We start from the raw sequence: 21,513 nt of genomic DNA, 5'->3' as shown, positions 1-21,513 counted from the left end.
CAGAGAAAGTCGCTTGAGTTTCAATAGCGAAGTTTGCTTCGATCAAATTCAGATGGGACAAACAGTACATTCACGATTGCGGGGAATGCTCCATTGGTTCGTCCAAGTTGTTGTCCTAGTCCATTGGTTGTTAACTCGAAACAATCATATCCCATCGTTTGCATCCAATCGATAAGTTCGACGCTAGAGGAATTGCCTACAATTCGCAATAATTCTTCATTGATTTCGGACAAAATTACAGGCCTAGATCGACGTAATAATTCCGTGGAGCCTTTCAAAACAAGCGGTTCTGCACCTTCAACGTCAATTTTCATCAGTTGAACTTGCTGAATTTGTTCAAAATCATCCAATCGACGGACGTCGATATCTTGGTAAGAATGCGTGGTTGTGGGAAGCATATCGCTCACTGCCTTTCTCGAGACAAGCCAGGTCCCACCAGGGTTCGATGTTTGCGTTCCCCACACGATGCGAAGCTTTCCTGATTCTGCTCCAAGCGCACAATGATGCGCAAAGATTCTTTGCTCAAGCCCGTTTATCGCGATGGTTTTTTCGAGATACTTAAATGTGGTGTTTCTCGGCTCAAAGGCATGGATCACACCTTCATCTCCAACACATTGAGCCGCAACTATTGTGAACCAACCGATGTTCGCGCCAATGTCGAGAAATGTATCCCCCTTCTTTAGGAAAGACCTCACGAAATTGGTTTCCATGACCTCGAACGTTTCTTTCATGCAAGCACGAGACACACCAACATCTCCGAGGTCGATCCAAAGATTGGCATCGTATTTGGTCTCTATCATGACCCAAGTATCGGGGGAGAAAGGAATTTCCACTTCCCTTATTTCGATTTGGTTTGGTGCTGCGGTAATCGCCCGCTCGACCACCGCGGTGCTGTCAATTTGAGTCGGTATGTGGTTGATGCTTGCGGATAGACGAGAGATTTTGATGTCAAAGGGACGAAGTAGAGAATTAATGATACGTGCAGCGCTATTCGCAACGGACATAAACAGCCTTATGAGATCTCGAATGCAGGGCAAGCCATGCAGGGGTGTAAGAGAGTGAAGTTGTTAATTATATCATGTTGATTTTTTCTCCTTGCCTTATTCAGCGAACGGTGGAGATTACCTTCCGGTAGCATTTGATTCGGTCGCTGAAAACGAAGCATCAAAGTTAAGCGCAGAGACATAGAAAACATAGCCTCAAGATGCAATGATTCATACAAAATTCTATCGTCGTCTCTGTTTCGTTTTGGCGAAATATTGTTCAGGAGTTGGTCGGCAAAGGATCAACGCGAAATTTCTTGAAACGCCCTTGTTGATCAAACAAAATCGCGAATTCGACTAAACGCAAGGGCATCAATTTCGCTTTGTGTTGAACCAGATAGGCATCGACTTTTGCTTGTGCATATTGTTCTGGTAGAGCGGTTTGATAGCGCAAGAGTGTATATGAATTGGAAAACCGTACTCGAGTGGTGTTGCCGAATGTTTGCACCACTTGATCGAATGTTCTGGGTTCTTGTTGCAGAAAGAGGATGGTCTTTTCATAGTCGATGATGGGGACGCCCTTCACATTGATCGGTACTATGTAACAGTCTTTGAGCTTGGCGAGGTGCTCTGGGATGGTAATGTCTTTTGGTTGCTTGAGTCTTCGGGCAAATGCTTTGGGATCCTCGCGCCATTCTTCTTCGGTGGGGAGACTGCATGCCGTGAGGCTAAATAGAATGCCGATAAGCAGCAAGGCATGGGGTATCAGTTTGCTTTGATGAGCTTGGTTGTATCGCATTGTTCAATCCTCCATGAATTCAAATTCAATCAGCGTCTCGTCCGGCCATGATTGGTCGCCGAGAGGAGCGGCGAAATCTCTGTCGAGCCACCATAGTTCAAGCCAGCCATTTTGAAGTTCATTTGGACCAAAGAGCGAGATGGGATGTAATCGCCCCCCATAGAGATTTCGTAAAGGAAGTTGTTCGTGACGACCTCCATGCGAGAGACTCATTTTGAAGATAGGGCGTTCTGCAGGGAAACGTATCACGGATCTCTCGAAGAGGCACGGATTCGGTAGCACGGCGAGGAGAGCGCGTTTGCTTAAACTTGTGATATCGTTTTTTTCTCTGAACCGAAGGGTTTTTACGTAGACCTCACAGTTCACACGCAGTTCGCCGAGCCGTAGGCGATTTTCTGGAAGATCCGGTGACTTAATTTCAGCTAGCCATCGAAGATCTGTTTCCGAATAGTTCGACAAAATGACGGCATCTTCTTTCAAAGCCAAGTCGTTATTCGGCAATTCAAATCGAAGATCCTCGGTGATGTGAATGGGCGTCTCAAAGGTTTCACCAGCAAGACGCAGACGGACCTGTTTCAGGTCGACTTCTGGCTTAAGCGGAATTAAACGAAACCGCAAGACCGCACCGGGTACACGCGCCTGCAAGGATTCGAATAGTTGTCTACCACCATGGAGAGCTCGATAGCTTCTTTCCTCGGGGTGGCGGGTGTGATTGACCTCAACACTTTGTGGTGTCGATTGGGCGACGACCTCTTTGTGGAGGGACATATGCATCAATAGAACCCCAAACGCGAATGTGTAGAAGCGAAGGCCCATCAGTTAATTCCTCGTTGATAGTGTGGCGATATTCACGGAGCGCCTAATCTTAGCCGTCTTAGTCAGTCGATACGATGTAAATGCTCTCACTACTGCGCAACACAATCCCGTCATTGATCGAACTCAGTGACCAGATTGTGTCTATCTAAAATTGGCGCTAGCGATTAATCACAAATACTCCGTTGTTCATCAGTACAACTAAGCGTCCTTGCGCATCAAAGGTCATACCTCGAGGGTAAGCCAGGGTCTTGCTACCAGCATCGGGAACTAAATTGGCGCTACCAGCAACGCCTGCATACGTCGAGACCAAGCCAGCGGGACTAATTTTTCGAATGAGACTTGTGCCAGATTCGCTGACATATAGATTATCGTTGGCGTCGAATTTGAGACCATACGGAAAGTTAAAGCGTGCCGAGTTGAGGTCGCCATCTGTGCTGCCACTTTCGCCAGCCCGACCAGCATATGTGGAGACAAGGCCATTTGGATTAATTTTACGGATCGTATGGTTGCAGGTGTCGGCGACGTAGATGAACCCTGCCTTATCGATTGCGATACCCGATGGGCAGTTAAAGCTGGCGCTTACACCCATGAAATCACTACTGCCCGGTAGACCGTTCGGTGAGCCAGCGAAGAGGCTTATTTGGCCCGTTGGCGAAATTTTACGCACGGCGTTATAGGTGTTGTCGGTCACGAGCAGATTGCCACTGGCATCAAAAATTAAACCGTGTGGGGCACCCATAGTCGCAGAAGATCCTCCTCGCGCGAAGGTAGTCACGTCACCTGCGGTATTGACGCGGCGAATCGCTTCATTGCCTGAATCAGCAACATACAAAAATCCGTTTTTGTCGAATGTCAGACCGAGCGGAGAGTTGAACTGAGAGAGGCGATTGTTCGCATCGGTCGATCCGTATTCTGTCGGGCTTCCGGTGAGCGTGGTGACATCACCGCTGGCGCTCACTTTGCGAATAGTGTGGTTGCTAGTGTCTGATACGTAATAATTTCCGACGTTATCACTGACGATGCCACTGGGGCCAAAAAATTGCGCTCGACCACCGTTACCGTCAGCGATACCTGAATTGGATTTCGGTCCAAACCAGGTAGAGACCATGCCGTCAGTCGTGATTTTTCGAATGGTGGAATTACTGAGATCAGAGACATACGCATTGCCTGCAAGGTCGAAGGTAATATCTCTTGGAAAATTGAAACGCGCGATACCGCCGACACCATCGACATAGGCACCGACGGCATTCGCATTACCTGCCACTGTGCTGACGATACCAGCGCTACTGATCTTGCGGATGACATTATTGGCGGCTTCGACGACGTACAAATTTCCTTGTTTATCAAAACGAAGTGAGCGCGGCGAGGAAAAAAGTGCCGTATTGATTGAACCATCTGTGGATCCTAGAGATCCTGCTTTTCCGGCATAGGTCGAGACGAGGCCAGAAGGGGTGATTTTTCGAATCGTGCCATTGTTAGTATCGGCGATGAAGATGTTATTGTCCTTATCAATCGCGATACCTTTTGGGCTATTGAAGCGCACATTGGCACCACTTCCGTCGCTCGCTCCCCTAGCGAAAAGTTGATCGGGACCTGCTAGTGTTGAAACAATGCCAGAGGAAGATATTTTTCTAAGGCGACCTGTATTTTCGATGACATAGATATTGTTCGTGCTATCGACTGCCAAAGCAAATGGTGCTGCGAATTTGGCTGTATTTGCTGTCCCATTCACGACCTCTAGTGTGTCGCTGGCGATGCCCGCTACCGTTGTGACAACTCCGGCATTACTGATCTTTCGAATATTATTAACGCCGACGTCAGAAACATAAAGGTTGTCTTGTGCATCAATGGCCAAGCCCATTGGTGTTGTGAAATTGGCTGAGTCGCGAGGCCCGTCATTTGTACCGCGCTTTCCTGACACACCTGCGTAGCTTGTGACGCTCCCGCTGGGAGTGACCTTGCGGATCGTACTGTCACTTGAGTCTACAAAAAACATATTCCCTACGCTATCAGTGACGGCCCCAGCTGGCGCGGTGATGCTTGCCGCGGTCAAACTTCCATTGGCATTTCCTGCGCCGTAATATGAGCCTGCGATCAGGCTTGCAATGGCTGGCGCTGGAGTGGTCGTTGACGTGTCAGGAGACTTGGTTGCTGTGGATGAACCGCTACCACCACAAGCAAGTAATGAAGCACATGCTGTGGTGACAGCTAAGGAATGAAGTAAGCGCATAGAAGGGACAAATAATGAATAAATTGATAAGCCACGCAATTATGGTTTAGGATGAGTAAAAATGCAATTTTGTTGGCTGTCGCCTAGAGTGAGGCTTCATGCCATCAAGCCAGATAAAAAACGGCTGGGTCAGCGACAGCGTGTATCCGATACCTCCCAATTCTCGAACCCGGTGATACTAAGTCTCTCTCAAAATGTAGCAAGTAAATCCAAGCACAATATGCACGCTAAGTTGAAGTTTTTCCTTGTCGCAGTCTCCTGTTGATTATTGGAGCTGCTTATTTTTTTCTTTCACAAAAGCCGAAGGAAGGACTGGTCATCGCAGATGCATCGTTGTCTGCCCATGCCTCTTCAGTTGCAAGTGCTACCGAACGTCGAGCGCCTTCTGATGAGCTGGCTAGATCGCGTGTCGATTCGAATGCTATCAACGCCGAACTTTCTAAAAGGTTCGCAACGACACAAGATATGCGCGCTTTTGCTGAATGGGCCAAACAACATCCAGAGATTGGGGGCTTTGAATATGCCGCGGGAGCAATAAAGACATGCCGAGATATCAAAGCGGTTCTCGGTCACAAGGACATTATGAAGTACGGCACCTACTTTTCTTCTGAAAACTATTCGAAACGTAGTGCTGCCTACGAAAAACTAAAGTATCAGTGCCAAGCTTATTTGGATTCCGAACTCACCGACAAAGCGATGGATGCATTGGTAGAAGAAGCTCGACATCGCGGAGATGTATATCAAAAGCTATCAGATCTTTTTATGTCGGCAAGACATGAAAAAAATCTTCAGAGCAAAAATCAAAAATTTAACGACCTCAAAAAGCAGGTTCTTGATTCAAGAGATCCTTTGCTGATTGAGCAGTACGGGCCCTATTTGAATGTCGAGCGATCAGGCAAGAATGCTCGCTATTGGTTAGATGGGGTGCCCTACGAGGTCAATACGCAAGCGGGTAGCAATATGATGCAAGCATGGAAATTGGTCGCTTGTTCGTTCGGTAAGCGTTGTGACGAAGGGAGTGCCGAGGTGTTGATGGCGTGCCTGTTAACGAATATTTGCGCAAATGACTACCAACATCAAGTCGAGATGGAGCTTCATTCCATCGGCGAAGGCGGCCGAATTCCTCAACTCACTTCTTTCGCTAAGCGTCTTGCTGAGATTGTAAAAGGTGGCGATTACACTGCACTTGAACCTAAAAGATAGTGTGCGTCACATGATTGAGTGTCGTGCATCGAATCATCTTCGGAAGTGCTAAAGCCTTGTCCTGCGCTTTTCATCCAACATCGCATATCCCTTAAAGAAAAACGGCCGAGTTTGCACTCGACCGTTTTGCTACCTACCCACCTTTGCGTTTATTTCTTAGCGCCGGCATTTTTCGGATACTTAATCGTCATCTCCTGCAAAATATTGTCAGCATGATCGACTTCTTTCATCACCCATAACATGTAGCGGATATCCATGTGAATGGCGCGGGTGATCTTGGTGTCGAAGTACCAGTCTTTGGTGATCGATTCGTAAGTGGAATCGAAATTCAAGCCGATCAACTCACCGCGTTTATTCATCACTGCTGAACCTGAGTTACCGCCCGTGGTGTCTGCGCTGGTTAAGAAGTCGACTGGTACGGTGCCGAGGATAGGATCTTTGAAAATGCCGTAACGCTGTTCTTTGATCGCCGCCAATAAATTCGCTGGGGCGATGAAAGGATCTTTGCCGGTGTGTTTTTCGGCGATACCTTCGACCGTGGTGAACGGGCCTTTGGTCACGCCATCACGTGGTGAGTAAGAACCGACCGTGCCGTAAGTCACGCGCAGGGTGCTGTTGGCGTCAGGGTACACGGGTTTGCCCTCGCTCTTCTTCCACGCGATCACCGCTTCCATGTATTGCGGAATGATGAAGTCGAGTTGTCCATCGACTTCTTTGCGGCGATTTTCCAAAGACATGCCGATGTCGTGGAGCTTCACCGCCCATTGGATAAAGGCATCATCCGATTGGTGGAAAGCAGCGCGATCTTTATCCATCCACGCTAAGCGTTTGGCGGTATCGGTCAAACTTGTTTTTGGATACATCGCAGCGACAGCTTCCACGCTCGGTAGCAAAGCATCTAAACCTTGTGGATGTTTATCGAGCTTCGTGTAACGTTGCAGTGCCGCTTGCAAACGGGCTTGGTCGACTTTGGCGACAAAGGATTGCTCTAAGCGCGTGAGGCGACCTTTGATGAAGGCTAAGTCACGTTCTTGATAACCAGATTCACGCTGTGCGTTCGGTTTCTCTTTTTCGATTGCCAAGCGATACAAAGTGCGTGCGCTATTGAATAGGTCGCTATTGGTGGCAACGCCGTAGGCTAACTCTTCCTGCGACAGCGCCATATCTTCGGCGATGATGGCATCGAGTTTGGCTAACAAGGCTTTCGCTTCAGCGGGTGACTTGCTAGAGCCGATCAACCAATTACGGAAGGAGGCATCTTGTGCGTCTTTGATGGCGGCAATGTCTTTGCGGGCGAAGCCGTCGATCAAGCCCTGTGTTTTCTTCAGACGATTATTGATGCCTTTGACCACGCTCGCGTAACGCACTTCATCATCGGCATTGCCCTTGGTCGCGGCTTCGATGGTGGCGATGTCTGCCATCATTTCAGCAGCGCGGACAGGGTAGTCCACATCACGCGCAAAGCGAATTTCCGATGGCAATTTGTAGCGGCTGGTGCGGCCAGGGTAACCCGCTAATAAAATCGGATCACCATTTTTGATGCCTTCGGCCGAGACTACCAGGAAGTCCTTGGATTTGTACGGTACATTATCTGGCGATGGATCTGCTGGGCGGCCGTCTTTACCGACATAGGCGCGCAAGAATGAATAGTCACCGGTGTGGCGTGGCCATTCGAAGTTGTCGATGTCGCCGCCGTAGTTACCGATCATATCGGGTGGTGCGTACACCAAGCGCACGTCGCGTATCATCATCTGACGAATGCGGTAGTACTCTAAGCCACGATGGAAGCTCGGTACTGAACAACGGTAGGCTTTATCTTGTTCGCAATCCGCAATCAGTTTTTTGATGCGGCTTTGAATTTGTTCGCGACGTTCACGACCACTCAAGTTCGCCGCCAAACCTTGTGTAACTTCCTTGGTCACATTGTCGACTTTGTCGGTGACATAAATCCGCGTGCTAGCACCGGCGGGCAATTCTTCCGCGCGCGTCTTGGCTAAGAAGCCGTCATTGATGTAATTTTTCTTGGCGCTGGAATTGCGTTGAATCGCATCGTAAGCACAGTGATGATTGGTGACGACCAAGCCTTCAGGCGACACAAAAGATGCCGAGCAACCGCCAGTAGAGACGATGGCGCTCATAGGATGCTTGGATAAATCAGCCAGTTTTTCGGCAGGAATCGTGATCCCGATTTTTTTGAGTTCGGCTTTGAGTTGCGGCAGTTGATATGGTTGCCATTGGCCTTCATCGGCAAAACTTGGTGCGGACATCGCTAATAGCGCCGCAGGTAGGGCGAGCTTTTTGAACAATTGATTCTCCTTGGAAGCGTCTTGTTATTTGACTTGTGGTCATCGATAGGAATACGGGCAGTGAGTATAGCGCCGAACGGCACTCTGAGTGAGGCTCAAATACGTCAATTTGCGCTGAAGTTAGTGGAATAATTGGTGATCTTGCGCTGCGTTAATCAAGGCTGCGCCCCGCAAATTTCATCGAGATCGTTGAATTGTGCAAACAACATGTCTTGTTATCTCAGAAAAGCAACAAATGGAAGTAGCGTTCAGCATGGGGTGGAACGAGGTGTTTGCAGGCACCCTCGGCGAAGCCGCAGCCAGCATTGTTTCACCTGAACTTTCAAAGAATTCAATACGCCGATTGCAGTTTGTCATTCATCATGCATGAGGGCGCGGGTTCTAAATTGGTTTCTACTTGGAAACTGGCTGTGCTACATTTAACTAAAATTGCATCATTTTGGGGCATCTTTTTGGCTCATTTGTATCTCAGTCTCGTCTTCTTGGTAAAGCAAACGCATGTTTGGTTTTCGTCTTTCATTGGTGATCATGTTAGGGCTGCTTGGGGCGCTTGGTTTGTGCGCGTCCAGCATCGCTGCTCAGGTCATGCAGATTACCTATCCAGCGGATGAAGAACCTGGTGACCCGCGGTTTAAGGACGTCAAAGAAATTCTTCGTGTGGCTTTGGAAAAGACTGTCCCCGAATTTGGCCCCTTTCATCTACGTGCGTCTGCTCAACAAACAAATGGTCTGCGCTATTTGAGTAATTTGGCTCGTGAAAGTGATTTGAATGTCGTTTGGAGTTCAACCACCGTTGAAAAAGAGCAGAACTATTTGCCGATTCGGATTCCGCTGCGCAAAGGCATCATGGGGTATCGATTGCTGTTGGTGCACAAAGATAAGCAAGAGCTTTTTAGAGACATCAAGACTTTGGATGATCTCAAAAAACTCAGTGTTGGTCAGGGCGTCGGCTGGGACGACATTAAGCTTTACAAAGCGGCCGGCATGAACGTCGTCGAAGCGAAATACAGTAATTTATTCCGCATGTTGAGCTATCATCGCTTTGATGCGTTCCCGCGTGGGATTAATGAAATCTTTAATGAGCTCGATAAAGAGTCGTTGGCCAATCCGGATTTGCGGATCGACGAGAATCTACTGATTTACTATCCTTGGCCCTATTATTTTTTTGTGGCGCAAGCGAATACCAAGCTGCGCGATCGCTTGGAGTTGGGCCTCAGGAAGATGATGAAAGATGGTTCGTTTGATGCTATTTTTTGGAAGTACAACGGCAAGTCGATTGAAGATGCGAACTTCAAGAAACGTCGCGTGATTTATCTGAAGAATCACCTGCTTCCGAAGGAAACACCATTGAATGATCCGACTTTGTGGTATCGCCCCAAATTGAATTAAAGTGCTATGCCGATGCGAAGACGCCATCTTGTTTTGTATCAGATGCTCATGTGCTGTTGGATCGGCGCAGGGGCTGATGCGTTCGCCCAGCACGCCTCTTCCAGTGATGAGGTGAAATCGGATGAGCCAACAGCACCACCCACGGTTCAAACACCAGCGGTTCTGATACAAGCGCAAAAGAGTCGCTCTTCTTTGAGTTTATCGGGACCTGCGATTCAAGCGCAGCTGCCCGGACTCAATCCCCTCAAGGCCTTTCATCAATTGCCCGGTGTGACCTTTCAGTCGGCCGATCCTTGGGGAAATAACGAACAGAATTTTTCTTTATTTATTCATGGCTTCGGCGCCCAGCAGCTCGGCTACACCTTAGATGGCGTGCCGCTCGGTGATCAACAGTATGGCAACTACAACGGTTTGTCGCCGCAACGCGCTGTGATCAGTGAAAATGTTCGTAACGTGGTGCTTAATGCAGGTGCAGGTGATTTAGCGACGGCCTCTAGCAGTAATCTTGGCGGCACCTTGGAGTTCTACTCATCAGATCCATCACCACGCAGCGCATGGACCTATGCACAAAGCATCGGTAGTTACGCGGCGAGTCGTAGTTTTGTGCGTTATGACAGCGGTGAATTGGATGATCAAGCGTTCTATGTGTCGGCCAGCCGATTGCGTGCACGTGCTTGGGATTTTGATGCGGTTCAAGGTGGTGAGCATCTGAATGCTAAATGGGTCAAGCACAACGGTGCTAGCAAAGTGACGGCCTATTACAGTTATTCCGATAAAACCGAGCCGAATGAAGACGGTGTATTGAATGGTGTGCGGGAACGTTTTGTTCCTTATACGCGACCAGTCACATACCCCGATTTTGCGTTGGCACTGAATTATGTGAATGAGCGTGGTCAGCCGCCTTTGCAAGACGGTGCCAACTATCGCAATTATTTTGGGGTGGCACAGCGGCGCGATCATCTGGCCTATGTCAAATTCGAGCGAGAGCTGGGCGATGGCGCTGCGTGGAGTCAGCAAATCTATGCGCACGCCGACGATGGTTTAGGCGCCGTCGCTGGCCCGATCGGCGTGGCGGGTTTGCCCGATTTATTTAAGGTTTACTTTCCCAACGCAGAATTGAAGCAAAGCTTCGGCGGCTCGGGCTATGCAGTGCGGACGACCGAATATCGCATCCGGCGTTTCGGTCTGATTTCACAATGGCTGCAAAAAATCGAGCAACATCAATGGATGGCGAGTTTGTGGCTTGAACATAATCGTTCCGATGCAGATCGACGTTGGTATGCGCTTGAAGTGAATCGACCCATAACGCCATACCAAACGCCGCGCGATCCAAAAATAACGCAGTACGAAAGCGAAATTGATAACAAGCTGGTGCAATTTTCGCTGCAAGATGAATGGCAGATCCACCCCCAATTGAAATTACAAGCGGGATGGAAATCGAGTTTGCAATTTGCCGATGGCCGCTTCCCTGTGCAGCCAAAATTCGGCGCAATTAATGGCGGATCGAGTGCTTTACCTGAGGGCCGTATTGTCACGAAACAATGGTGGTTGCCGCAATTTGGTGGGGTGTGGCAGATGAATGCGGAGCAGCAGCTGTATTTCAATTTACAAAAAAACCTTCGCCAATTTGTGACGTATGGCGCGGTCGGATTATCGCCATGGAGTTTGAATAGTCAGGCAGCGTTCGATCTATTTAAGCGTAGCGTTAAACCGGAAACCGCCAAAACTTTAGAAGCCGGTTGGCGGGTGCGTTCGCGTCTATCTGATCAAACTGCTGCGACGACCGGACTCGAACAGGTTGAAGCTCAACTGACCACCTATTTGGTTCAGTTTAACGACAGACTTTTGCAGATCAGCCCTAGTCCCGTGATCTCTTCGATCGTCAATGGCAATCCCATCTTGACCAATGTGGGCGCGGTGAAAACGCAAGGCGTGGATCTTGCGCTCCAACTCAACTGGAAGTCGGGCTGGTCTCTGAGCAATAATTTGTCGTATAACAGTTCGGTGTATCAAGACGATTATCTGAACGGCACTACCCCAGTGGTGACCAAAGGCCAACAAGTACCCGCCTCGCCGCAGTGGATGAATAAGTCCCGCTTGGCTTTCCGTCATGCTGATTGGGAGTGGCAAGTCGATTCAGATTATGTCGGCAGACGCTTCACGACCTTCACCAATGATCTCAGTGTGCCGAGTTACCATCTACTCGGCATGGGGATGCAATATCGGCTCACGACATTGATAGGTGCGAAGAGTGATCATTACCTGAGTTTGCATGTCAGCAATCTGACGAATCAGCAGGGCAGTTCAACTCTGCAAGTTGGTGCGCCGAGTGGAAGCTATGTCAGTTTCCCGATCCCACCACGGCAGTGGTTCTTGAGTCTACGCGGTAGTTTTTAGGCGCACTTAGTGGTAGGTCTAAAATAGATTTGCGCTGACCTGACTCCCACCAATGCATCACGCCCGCACTTTTTAAATCATAATAGTTTGAGTTCTTGAACGCGGTGAATCAGTTGCACCACATTGTTCACATTGAGCTTGCGCATGAGGTTTTCGCGATGCTTATCGACGGTTTTCGCGGATAGGCTCAATTGCTCAGCGATCTCGGTAGTGGGATGTCCCTGATAGATCAGCGCGAGGATTTGTAGTTCGCGTGGTGTCAGATCGGTTTCGCTGGCGTCAATCTGTTCCTGTACTGCAGCACTCAAAATCGTCTGCGACGAATGTTCTTGGAGAATCTGCTGCAAGCACAGTAAGAGTTCATCGGGAGAGGCTTCTTTTTGCATGACCGCATCGGCTTTGGCGTCGCGCATTTGCTTGAACACGATGCCCGAATTGGCGCCTGTCAAAGCGAGCACTTTCATGTCGGGGTAACGCTGTTTGCAATAGGCCAACATCGCGCTCGATTCGCCACCGGGCATATGGTAATCGAGGATCATCAAATCAAAACTTTGTTCCTGCAAGCACGGTAAGACTTGATCGAGACTGCCGAGCTCGGCAAGGACCTGATAGCGAGGCTGGCTATGGAGCAAGAATTTGAGACCTTGACGGAATAAAGCGTGGTCATCAACCAGCAAAATACGGATGGACTTAGTAGACATAACAGCGTGGTTGAATGTGAATAGTCAGCTCTGGCTTTTGGTGTTTGTTGTCGCTCAGTGTTGTGGTCGCAAAAGAGCTTGGACACGACGAAGTTCTATGCACGACCACAGTGCTAGAATAGAGCGTTTCGGTTTATGTAAGCTTGCTCAACAGCTCTATCATTGCTTCTATCTGCAGTGTTCGCATTATAGGTGTTTTTGCAGAACTACTTTCGAAGTTGAGATTTTTTGCTTTTCTACTTTTCTTGAGACCGATTATTGATATGCAACGCCTGCTGTTGTTATGTGCGATCTGGTGTTTCTCTTGGCTGACGATGGTCGCGCAGGCTGCTCCAGAAAAAGTTTGCAAAATAGATTCAGATTTTCATAAAGTCGCTTTGCAAGACTGTAGCGCAGCGATCGAGGCTGAGGCTGTGCCGCCGCATCTCCCAGTACTACAAGAGCGCCAGCGTGGGCAATGGGTCAAACTTAGTTTGCCGTCACTGTCACACGATGCCATCCTTGATCTTGGTATCCCTGATGCGTTTTGGATCGAAGTATTCGCTCGAACCTCGACTGCAAGCGACACGCCAAACTCAGGCTGGAGCACCTTGATGCAGCTCCAACCGCAATCCACCTTCGCTGAGCGTCCCGTCTTGCATCGTAAGTTGTTACTCCAATTAGCCGCCTCAGCCCAAGCACGCGAGATTTACATCCATTATCAAACGCATGGCAAAACCCCCTTACAGATGCATTTGTATGCTGAGCGTAATTTCGGGCATTTCGATGCGATGAATAATCTGATCAATGGCATTCTGTTTGGGCTGATGATGGTGGTGGTGCCTTTGGTGGTCTTGGTGTTTCGTTCGATTCATCATTCTAGCTATCAGATTTATGCAGGCTTAGTGCTTGCTAATCTCGCCTTTCTGGCGCAGGTCGAGGGTTATGGTTTCCAATTTCTATGGACCGAAAGTCCCCAAATGAATATGCGGATGCCAGGTATTTTGGCCTTAATCGTGGCCTTATGGCACGTCGCTTTTGCGATTGGTTTCTTGCAAATGCGCGGTCGTATGGTGAAACTTTATTTCTGGCATATCGGTGCTTTTTGGTTGATCTTCTTGGTCATGATTCTGCATGCTCTTTTTGGTATCGATGATTTGGCGTTGCCCGTGGCGTTTTCGTATTCCATCTTGGTGCTTGTGGCGGCGGTGCGTGGTGTGCAGCTGAAGGTGCCTGCGGCGCGCTTTTACTTGATTGGTACCAGCGTGGAAGTCTTCTTCGTGGTGTTCATGCTCGGCATTAGCATTACGTTTGCGAATCCTTTTCCGTTTATCAGTGCCTTGGATTATCCCAAGATTGGTTACATGGGCGAGGCGATATTTTTTGCCGCTGCGGTGTGGAATCAAATTCGCCTATTTAACGAACGACAAGCGGAACAACGGGTACGTCGTCTGGCTGAGACTGAGCAATTACTACAAGCTGAACAAGCCAAGCTCGAGGCGCTCGAGAAAGCCAAGCAACAGCAACTACAATTGGCCTCTGCGAGTCATGACATCGCACAACCTTTAGCATCGCTGCGTTTTGCGGCGGCAGCTTTGGGGCAGAAAGTGGAAAATCGTGCGGTCGCAGAACATCTTGAACAAACCCTCACGTATGCCCAAGCAATGTTGCGCGATATGATTGCACGAGCACGTGAAGAGCACGTCACGGCAGAAGAAGAAATTGATGTGCACCAGATGCTGCAACAATTGACGCGAGAATTTGAGGCGACCGCACAGCAAAAGAGTTTGCGTCTGAACGTGCACGATAGTCAATTGAAGATTGCCGGATCGAGTCTGCTGTTGTACCGCATTCTGAGCAACTTGGTTTCTAATGCCTTACGTTACACCGCGAAAGGTCGCGTGGTGGTCGGTGTTCGGCGCAAGTCTGAAGCGGCGGTGTTCCAAGTGTGGGATACCGGCCCTGGCATGGATCCTGTGCAGTTGGCCAAGCTGTCCAGCGCTTTCGAGCGGGGGCCACAAGCGGAACAAGCTGCACATGGTTTTGGCCTTGGTTTGTACATTGTGAATAGTCTCTGCCGTCAATGTGGCTATCAATTGGCGGTTTCTTCTGAGCCTGGCAAAGGCTCGGTCTTCTCTTTAAGCGTGCCGCTCATCAAGCGAGCGTCGTCGCTGCCTCTGTAGACATTTCAGTTATTCAAAAAATCATCGTTTTCACCTTTTTAAAACACGAATACGGTGTTTTCCGTATGTGTTTTGTTTCCTCGCATCTCTACACTTCTTGTTATCGGAGCCGTCACGGCAATGGTGTTCGTGATGACAAACAGTAATGAAGACAGGTCTACCGGACAAACTAGCTTTGAGCCCATAGATCAGGATGAAGTAGAGGAGAGTGACATGTTGGCAGCGATTTTGGTGACCCTTTGGCGTTGGACTTTGGCGATTTGCGATTGGCGCGCCCATTGGCGTTTTTTAACAGGTCGCCCTAGTATCGATGTGGCGATTATTACGAATGTCCGTGATGAGCAAGAGAAGCATTTGTTCTGGGGCAATTTGAAGCCGCGTGATGGTCACTCGTCTGGTGCACGCATCTACTTGAATGGTGTGGCGGGACGCGTACGTGGCATCTATGTGACGGCCGCAGAATTGATGACGAAGTCGGGCCGTCAATTGGCGAAACAACAGTTCATCAATGCCGTGAAATGGGCCGATCAACGTGGTGCCAAAGTCGTTTTGTTGGCGGCCTCGACTAAACGCTTGTTCGGTCGTGACGGTGCTGAGTTGAAGGCGATGTTTCCGCACATTCTATTTACGATCGGTGACAACGGTACCTCTTTATTGCTGTGCCAAGATATTGCCGCTGCTTTGCATAAGGCGAAATTGGGTAAGAATCGTCGCGTGTTAGTGATTGGACCTTACGGCATTCTCGGCACCGAAGTGACACGTTTCTTATTGGCGCAAGGCTATGAGGTGGTCGGTTTTGGTACCAACCCCAATCTGTTGAAAGAGTTTGCCTCCAACTTTCCGATTGAATTGCATTCGGATATCACGCAAGTTGGAAAAGTCGATGCAGTGTTTGCCTGCACGCACAGCACGGAAGCAAAATTGACGGCGGAACGTGTGGAAATATTGCGTCACGCTGATAAGAAATTGTTGGTGGTTGATGTGGCAGAACCTGCCAATCTCGACATCGATGATTACCAGCGTTGCGAGCACGTTGTTGTGCGTCAGGATGCCGGTAACGCGTACTCGCCAGAGCTGCACTTCGTGCTCGGCAAACTTTCATCGAGCATGTTGAATCTGGCACCGAATAGTGTGTTTGGTTGTTTCGCAGAATCGCTGACATTGTACCGAGCAATTTATCGCGACTATCAACACACTTTATTGAATCAAGATTGGTTTGACATCAATCGTTTGAACCTCGCGGTCTTAGCCCACAATTTCGAATTGAATAAAGTGACACCACCGCCAGCCTGTTGCTTTGGTAAGCCTGTCCGTAGTTTTGATCTGAAGCGTCGCAGTGCGCCGACGCCGACTTTTCGTAAGAGCAAGATCATGTTACTGCGTGATAGCTTGCGTCATGCAGATCAAGCGAAGGTATAAGGGACCCGTTGTGCGCAAAAGCCATAAAAAAACGCATCGCTGCACAGGCACAGCGATGCGTTGTGAAAGAACGCGAGAGCGCGTTTTCTAAACTTATTGGGTGACTACACTCACATCATCGATCAAGAACGAAGTCGCGGTTACTGAACCTTCGGTACCGAGGAAGTAGATCCGTATCGTTTGGCCTTTGTAAGAACTAATGTCAAACGACTTATTGACATAAGTGGTGCCTTTGTTCAGGTTCGAGTAAGTCGCGAGCGTCGATAAGACGGTGCCGCTGCTATTCCGAATCTGCACTTGCAGCGTATCGTAGGCTTGCGTCGTGGTGGTTTCATTCGATACGACTTTTAACCAAAAACTCAAAGTGGTCGAAGTACTGGTGCTTGGAATGCTAATGGTTTGATAGATGCTATCAACATGCGATGCACCATAACCGTTCAACCAAGCTTTATAGGTACCAGCACGTGCAGCTTGAGTTGTGTCATTGCTGATGACACCGGCGGTTGCCGTCCAAGAGCTCGCACCACTTTCAAAGCCACCATTCACGATCAATTGTTTCGATACCGTGTTGTTGACACTGAAGGTGACAGTGCTAGAAGTGCCGACATTGCCTGCGGCGTCATAGGCTTTGGCGACCAAGCTATGACTACCATTGGTCAATGTGGTGGAATTCAAACTAGTGGTGTACGGCGCCGCAGTCACTGTGGCTTTGAGCGTGGCGTCGACATAAAACTCGACCTTGGATACGCCCACATTGTCGCTCGCGGTGGCGCTAAAACTGATCGTGCCGCTCGTGCCAGATTCGCTCGCCGTGACGCTTGGTGCAGTGGTGTCGGGCACAGGGTTGTTGATGCTAAAACTGACTGCGCTTGAACTACCAATATTGCCCGCGGCATCGTAGGCCTTGGCGACGTAGGTATGTGTACCATTGCTCAGTGTGGTGGAGTTGAGACTGAGCGAGTACGGTGCCGCAGTGGCAGTGCCTTTAAGAACGCTATCGACATAGAATTCAACTTTGCTGACACCGACATTGTCACTTGCCGTGGCGTTCAAAGTGATCGTGCCACTAGTGCCTGTTTCGCTGGCGCTGACGGTCGGTGTTGTCGTATCACTGCTCGCAGTACCTTGACTCACCCAAATTGGCGCTGACCACAAAATGTTACCGTCGTCTTGGGTCACCTTGGCGTAATAGAAGTGTTCGCCTGCGCTCGGTGTAATGGTCGTGATCGCGGTATTGCTGAGTTGCGTGACCGTGCCATTGCGACCAGGCACACCTTCAAAGATCTGTACCGTACTAGCGGTGCGTCCGGCGCTGTTCGCAAAATTCGTAGTCAAAGTCAGGCTGCCTGAGTTGCTGAAACGTTCACCCATGATGTGACCATTTGCAGTCAGAACCAACTGCGAATTTTTATCCATCGTTGCAAATACACGGCGCGCTCTAAGTGCTGCAATGAAGTTGGCATTCGTGAGTGGCAGTCCACTTGGAATCAACACACCATTGCGGTTGGTGTACGAAGCACCCCAGTTGGCACAGTGGTTATCTTGGTTGGTTGTAAAGGCAATATGGAACCCCGCTTCGAGCGCTTTGTTGCAGGCGGATTCGTAAGTCGAGCGACCAGTTTCTGATTCGGTGGTGTTGGTCGAGAATGCTGAAGTATTCAGGATTTCACAAGCCACCATGGCTTGATCTCCATCGGCTGTATAAGCTAATGGCACACCGTTGACGAGGAACTGACCGCTGCTTGATGGGTGGTTGAATTGTCCAATCCAACCACGTTGACGCATTAATGTGTACAGCGCTGCATAGTCATTTTTCACCGTCAAAGTATCGGCAATCAGTTGATTGCTGGCGTTGTATTCCCAGCCCAAGAGTTCATTGGAGTTGAAAATATTCAAGTGGCCGCCATTGTTGATGACGCCCCATTCCAAGCCATAAATCGCTAAGAAATTCGGATTACTTGCGTTAAAACTGGTCGCGGCGCTGAGGCCAGATTGGTAGAGATTTTTTGCGGTAGTTGGGTTGGCGCTGGTGTTCGTGGCATCGGAACCATCGTACATATGGTTGTGTTCCGAGGTCATCAAGAAATCCAGACCTTTGTTCATCGCGTATTGGTAAGCGTCGCTTGGACCGTATGCAGCTGACTGTGGGTTTTGTGCTCCAGTACAGGCGCTGAGATTACCGCCGCCATCACTGTGGTTAGTTTGGCTGTGCAGATTGCCGTAGTACACCGTGTAAGGCAAGCTGCTAGTCGCTGGTACCGCAGGTGCCATGGCGGTTTTGCTGGTGCTGGATGACGCTGCAAGCGCTGGTGGTGCGCTCATGGTTCGGTTATTTTTGGCAGTTTTGAGTCCTGCAAATGCGGGCATTGCCACTTGGTTGGTGCTGCCCACTTGCATAGGCCAACTCTGTTCAATGATTTCGGCGCGATTCTGTAAGAGAATTTCATTGACGACTTGGTTGACCGAACGGCGGTTCGGGTTAATCACTTCACGTGTATCAACAGCTGCAGCCGTCAAACGCAGTTGGTAAATGCCGTCTGGCATAGCGTTCGCAGAATTGCGCCCAGCCCAGTAGACCTGCTTGATCACAGCGCGGCTCAAGAGTTTTTCGGTACCGTTCCAAGTCTGGACGACGCGGCCACTTGGTGCGACTAAATCGAGCTTCCATGCGACCGTTTGCTCGGCCTTGTTGAGTGGGAAGCTAAAGTCCAAGGTGAAGGTGCGGGACTCATCGCCAACACGTGCCGTGGCCGGGGCGCGGTAAGGTACATGCACACTCGCTTCAAACTCGTGATGGTCGACCACGCCCGCGAAACTCAGATTGCTGAGGCTGCTCATACCCAGCGTACTGACTGTGGCTAAACAAATGGCGGACAAGCGCCAAGCTCCGGGCTGACGCCGGATATTCTTCAGATAAGACATTGTTTCCTCTCCCTCATGCTCGGTCTTTGGCAGTGTGACCAAGACAAAACATGGTTTTGCGAAATGAAGGCCGACTGTCTCAGGAAAATTGTGTCAACCTGAGTAATGACGGTCTTCTCTTCTTGTTATTAAATAAATTTTTGTGAGTCATTCTTTTGGAATGTATTTATTCCGAATTACAACTCTTTTTGTCATGTTTGTTTTGCAAACAACGTAAGCCTGACATAGCTATGTGACATTTCAATTACAGACTGAAATGTCTTTTTGACATCAATCGATTTCATTGAGAAAAAATACTGGTCTACCTCTGGTGCGCAGAGGGAAAAGGCGTTCCGAGGGAAAATTAGAATGTTTACTCTAAGTGGTATTCAATGGAAATAAAGCGTGGGGAAAAAGGCACGTTATTTTGTTTTGTCTCGCTGACTTTTTACCTACGGAAATTCAGGAGTGGGAAGGGAACTTGAGGCGGACGAGGTCCCAATGAGGTTAGTTGCCGCTGCCGAGTGGCAGCGGCTGCGGACTGAGCCCAATGTGCTTAATGTGCTTAATGTGTTTGATGAGCTCGTGTGTTGATGCAGGGGCTTAATTAATCATCTCATGGGCCAAGCGGCGTGGGACTTCCCAATCCAATTCCCAATCGCGTTTCTTTTCCATGCTGTCGATATGCTTCAGTTTTTTGCCTTCGACAAATTTGCCCGACAACAGATACTTCGGCTTGGTGGGCGCCGACACATAACCACGTTCTTCCCACAAAGAACGTTTGATGGTGGTGGCCGCGAGAATGCCGTAGTCGCTGCCGCAAGTAATGCCTTTCTCAGCGACGATCGCCTCGCCTGCCTTGATGTACTTGGCCGCGTAGATCGTGGTCTTACTGGCGATCCAGCGACCACTGTGAATTTCACCATTGAGACTAGTGATCTGGCCGGCGGCGCGAATCGTGCCCCAAGCGCTGATGTCGCCATTGGTATGAATCGAATCCGCTTGCAAATTGCCCTGGCAAATCACTTCACCCGCATAGATGCCGCCATGCACGGCGATGTCGGTTTCAGAGAACAATTCCCCTTTGACATTGATGTCCCCATCAGCAGCAATCGCGATCGCGCTCAAATGTCCGCCAACGTATTGGATTTCGCCCACATCGAGCACATCGTCGAGCTGTACGCTACCATGGCAATCAAGGGCATCACACGCCAAATAGCCGAGTACTTGAACGTCGCCATAGCCACCAAAGGACTCGTGATGAGCGTCGCGCTTGAGGATGCTGGGGTGAACCAATTTATCGATAAAGCTGCTGCCGTCTTTGGCTGGTCTTGCTTGATCCAATTCCAACAAGCGCGCCATCCATTCCGCGTTGCAGCCGGTTTTCAGCATGTGCTCCACGTCCACATCGCCGGCGCAGTCCAAGGCTTGCCCTACGTATAGCGATTGCACGCGGATATCGCCAGTGACCGTCAACTTACCTAAGCAAAAAACTTCTTCGGCCTCGAGGTGGCCATCAACCAATAAGTCACCACCGACGATGACTTGTTGGGTGATTTGTAGATCACCTTGGATATGCGCATCGCCGGTGCAGGCGAATTGTTTGCGTTTCAATTTCTTTGCCAAGAATGGCGCTGGTGCTGTGGTCATGGTTGTTTTCCGTATTGGTTTGTCTTTAGTGCGTCTTTAGTTCATTAAAGCATTCAGGAGCCCGCCTTCGGCTAATTCTCGAATCACGCGTATGGTGTCGACATCCGCCTCGTGGTAGGCCGAGCGGCGATATTCATCGTACATCTCATTCGCTTCGTCTTCTGCCGCGGTATGTCCATCTTCATAGCAGAAGCGCACAAACAGATGATCGGGTTCAGGCTCTTCGATACTCATGCGCAAAGACGAAGGTGGGATCTGGTCTTGCGCGGGTACTTCGTAGTGCACATAGTCGTTATGGACCATGCTGACATGGTCAGTGATTAGCAAGGTACCGTACTGAATTTCGCGCGTCATCGAAACTTCTGTGCGATCGGTAATGGCACATTGATCGATGTAAGAGACAAACATTTTAGGAGACTCGGCCCGAAGAATCAGGCCGCGCCACAACTGTTCACGGCTGATGACTTCGATGAGAGGATTAGAAAGATCGTTAATTTCGACCAAATGTTCAAATTTCATGTGAATTCCATGCGAGTTTTAAGCTCCTGTACAGCAAG

14 protein-coding genes are annotated in these 21,513 nt (G+C 49.4%); 5 read left to right on the top strand and 9 right to left on the bottom strand.

Going from position 1 to position 21,513, the window contains the following annotated elements; all coding sequences use genetic code 11:
- Nucleotides 1–20 precede the first annotated feature (20 nt).
- The 4 genes from RF679_RS18180 to RF679_RS18165 form a co-directional block, all read right to left on the bottom strand.
- Nucleotides 21–1,004 (bottom strand): FkbM family methyltransferase, encoded by a 984-nt coding sequence (locus RF679_RS18180; protein WP_309482037.1) that lies wholly within the window; start codon nt 1,002–1,004, stop codon nt 21–23.
- Nucleotides 1,005–1,263: 259 nt separating this feature from the next.
- Nucleotides 1,264–1,782: a hypothetical protein gene (locus RF679_RS18175; protein WP_309482036.1), complete on the bottom strand. Its 519-nt coding sequence runs from the start codon at nt 1,780–1,782 to the stop codon at nt 1,264–1,266.
- Nucleotides 1,783–1,785: 3 nt separating this feature from the next.
- Nucleotides 1,786–2,598 carry a hypothetical protein gene (locus RF679_RS18170; RefSeq protein ID WP_309482035.1) on the bottom strand — a complete coding sequence of 271 codons (813 nt, stop codon included), beginning with the start codon at nt 2,596–2,598 and terminating at the stop codon, nt 1,786–1,788.
- Between the two features lie 157 nt (nt 2,599–2,755).
- The gene (locus tag RF679_RS18165; RefSeq protein WP_309482034.1) at nt 2,756–4,828 is read right to left on the bottom strand and encodes an NHL repeat-containing protein; all 2,073 of its coding nucleotides are present in this window, start codon (nt 4,826–4,828) and stop codon (nt 2,756–2,758) included.
- A gap of 261 nt (nt 4,829–5,089) precedes the next feature.
- Here RF679_RS18165 and RF679_RS18160 point away from each other — a divergent pair, with 261 nt between their 5' ends.
- The gene (locus tag RF679_RS18160) at nt 5,090–6,031 is read left to right on the top strand and encodes a hypothetical protein (RefSeq protein ID WP_309482033.1); all 942 of its coding nucleotides are present in this window, start codon (nt 5,090–5,092) and stop codon (nt 6,029–6,031) included.
- 149 nt (nt 6,032–6,180) lie between these two features.
- Here RF679_RS18160 and RF679_RS18155 read toward each other — a convergent pair whose 3' ends face one another.
- Nucleotides 6,181–8,337, bottom strand: coding sequence for a S46 family peptidase (locus tag RF679_RS18155; RefSeq protein ID WP_373921710.1), 2,157 nt, complete (start codon nt 8,335–8,337; stop codon nt 6,181–6,183).
- A gap of 498 nt (nt 8,338–8,835) precedes the next feature.
- On the opposite strand from RF679_RS18155, the gene RF679_RS18150 reads away from it, so the two are divergent.
- Together RF679_RS18150 and RF679_RS18145 are read left to right on the top strand one after the other, a co-directional pair.
- Nucleotides 8,836–9,726, top strand: coding sequence for a substrate-binding periplasmic protein (locus RF679_RS18150; protein ID WP_309482032.1), 891 nt, complete (start codon nt 8,836–8,838; stop codon nt 9,724–9,726).
- 6 nt (nt 9,727–9,732) lie between these two features.
- Complete coding sequence (locus tag RF679_RS18145) at nt 9,733–12,123, top strand: TonB-dependent receptor (RefSeq protein ID WP_309482031.1); 2,391 nt, start codon at nt 9,733–9,735, stop codon at nt 12,121–12,123.
- 77 nt (nt 12,124–12,200) lie between these two features.
- On the opposite strand, the gene RF679_RS18140 is transcribed toward RF679_RS18145, so the two are convergent.
- A complete protein-coding gene (locus RF679_RS18140; protein ID WP_309482030.1) occupies nt 12,201–12,824 on the bottom strand; it encodes a response regulator transcription factor in 624 nt (207 codons plus the stop codon).
- A gap of 263 nt (nt 12,825–13,087) precedes the next feature.
- Between RF679_RS18140 and RF679_RS18135 the strand changes: the two genes are divergently transcribed.
- Complete coding sequence (locus RF679_RS18135) at nt 13,088–14,986, top strand: sensor histidine kinase (protein ID WP_309482029.1); 1,899 nt, start codon at nt 13,088–13,090, stop codon at nt 14,984–14,986.
- Nucleotides 14,987–15,118: 132 nt separating this feature from the next.
- A complete protein-coding gene (locus RF679_RS18130; protein WP_309482028.1) occupies nt 15,119–16,405 on the top strand; it encodes a glutamyl-tRNA reductase in 1,287 nt (428 codons plus the stop codon).
- 93 nt (nt 16,406–16,498) lie between these two features.
- Here RF679_RS18130 and RF679_RS18125 read toward each other — a convergent pair whose 3' ends face one another.
- The 3 genes from RF679_RS18125 to RF679_RS18115 form a co-directional block, all read right to left on the bottom strand.
- On the bottom strand, nt 16,499–19,327 hold the full coding sequence (locus tag RF679_RS18125; RefSeq protein ID WP_309482027.1) for a CehA/McbA family metallohydrolase: 2,829 nt from the start codon (nt 19,325–19,327) through the stop codon (nt 16,499–16,501).
- Between the two features lie 582 nt (nt 19,328–19,909).
- Complete coding sequence (locus RF679_RS18120; RefSeq protein ID WP_309482026.1) at nt 19,910–20,956, bottom strand: hypothetical protein; 1,047 nt, start codon at nt 20,954–20,956, stop codon at nt 19,910–19,912.
- A 36-nt stretch (nt 20,957–20,992) separates the two neighbouring features.
- Nucleotides 20,993–21,475 (bottom strand): SRPBCC family protein, encoded by a 483-nt coding sequence (locus RF679_RS18115; protein WP_309482025.1) that lies wholly within the window; start codon nt 21,473–21,475, stop codon nt 20,993–20,995.
- Nucleotides 21,476–21,513 lie beyond the last annotated feature (38 nt).

The organism is Undibacterium cyanobacteriorum, assembly GCF_031326225.1.
Taxonomy (GTDB): Bacteria; Pseudomonadota; Gammaproteobacteria; order Burkholderiales; family Burkholderiaceae_D; genus Undibacterium; species Undibacterium cyanobacteriorum.
This window is presented reverse-complemented; position numbering and strand designations above follow the sequence as displayed.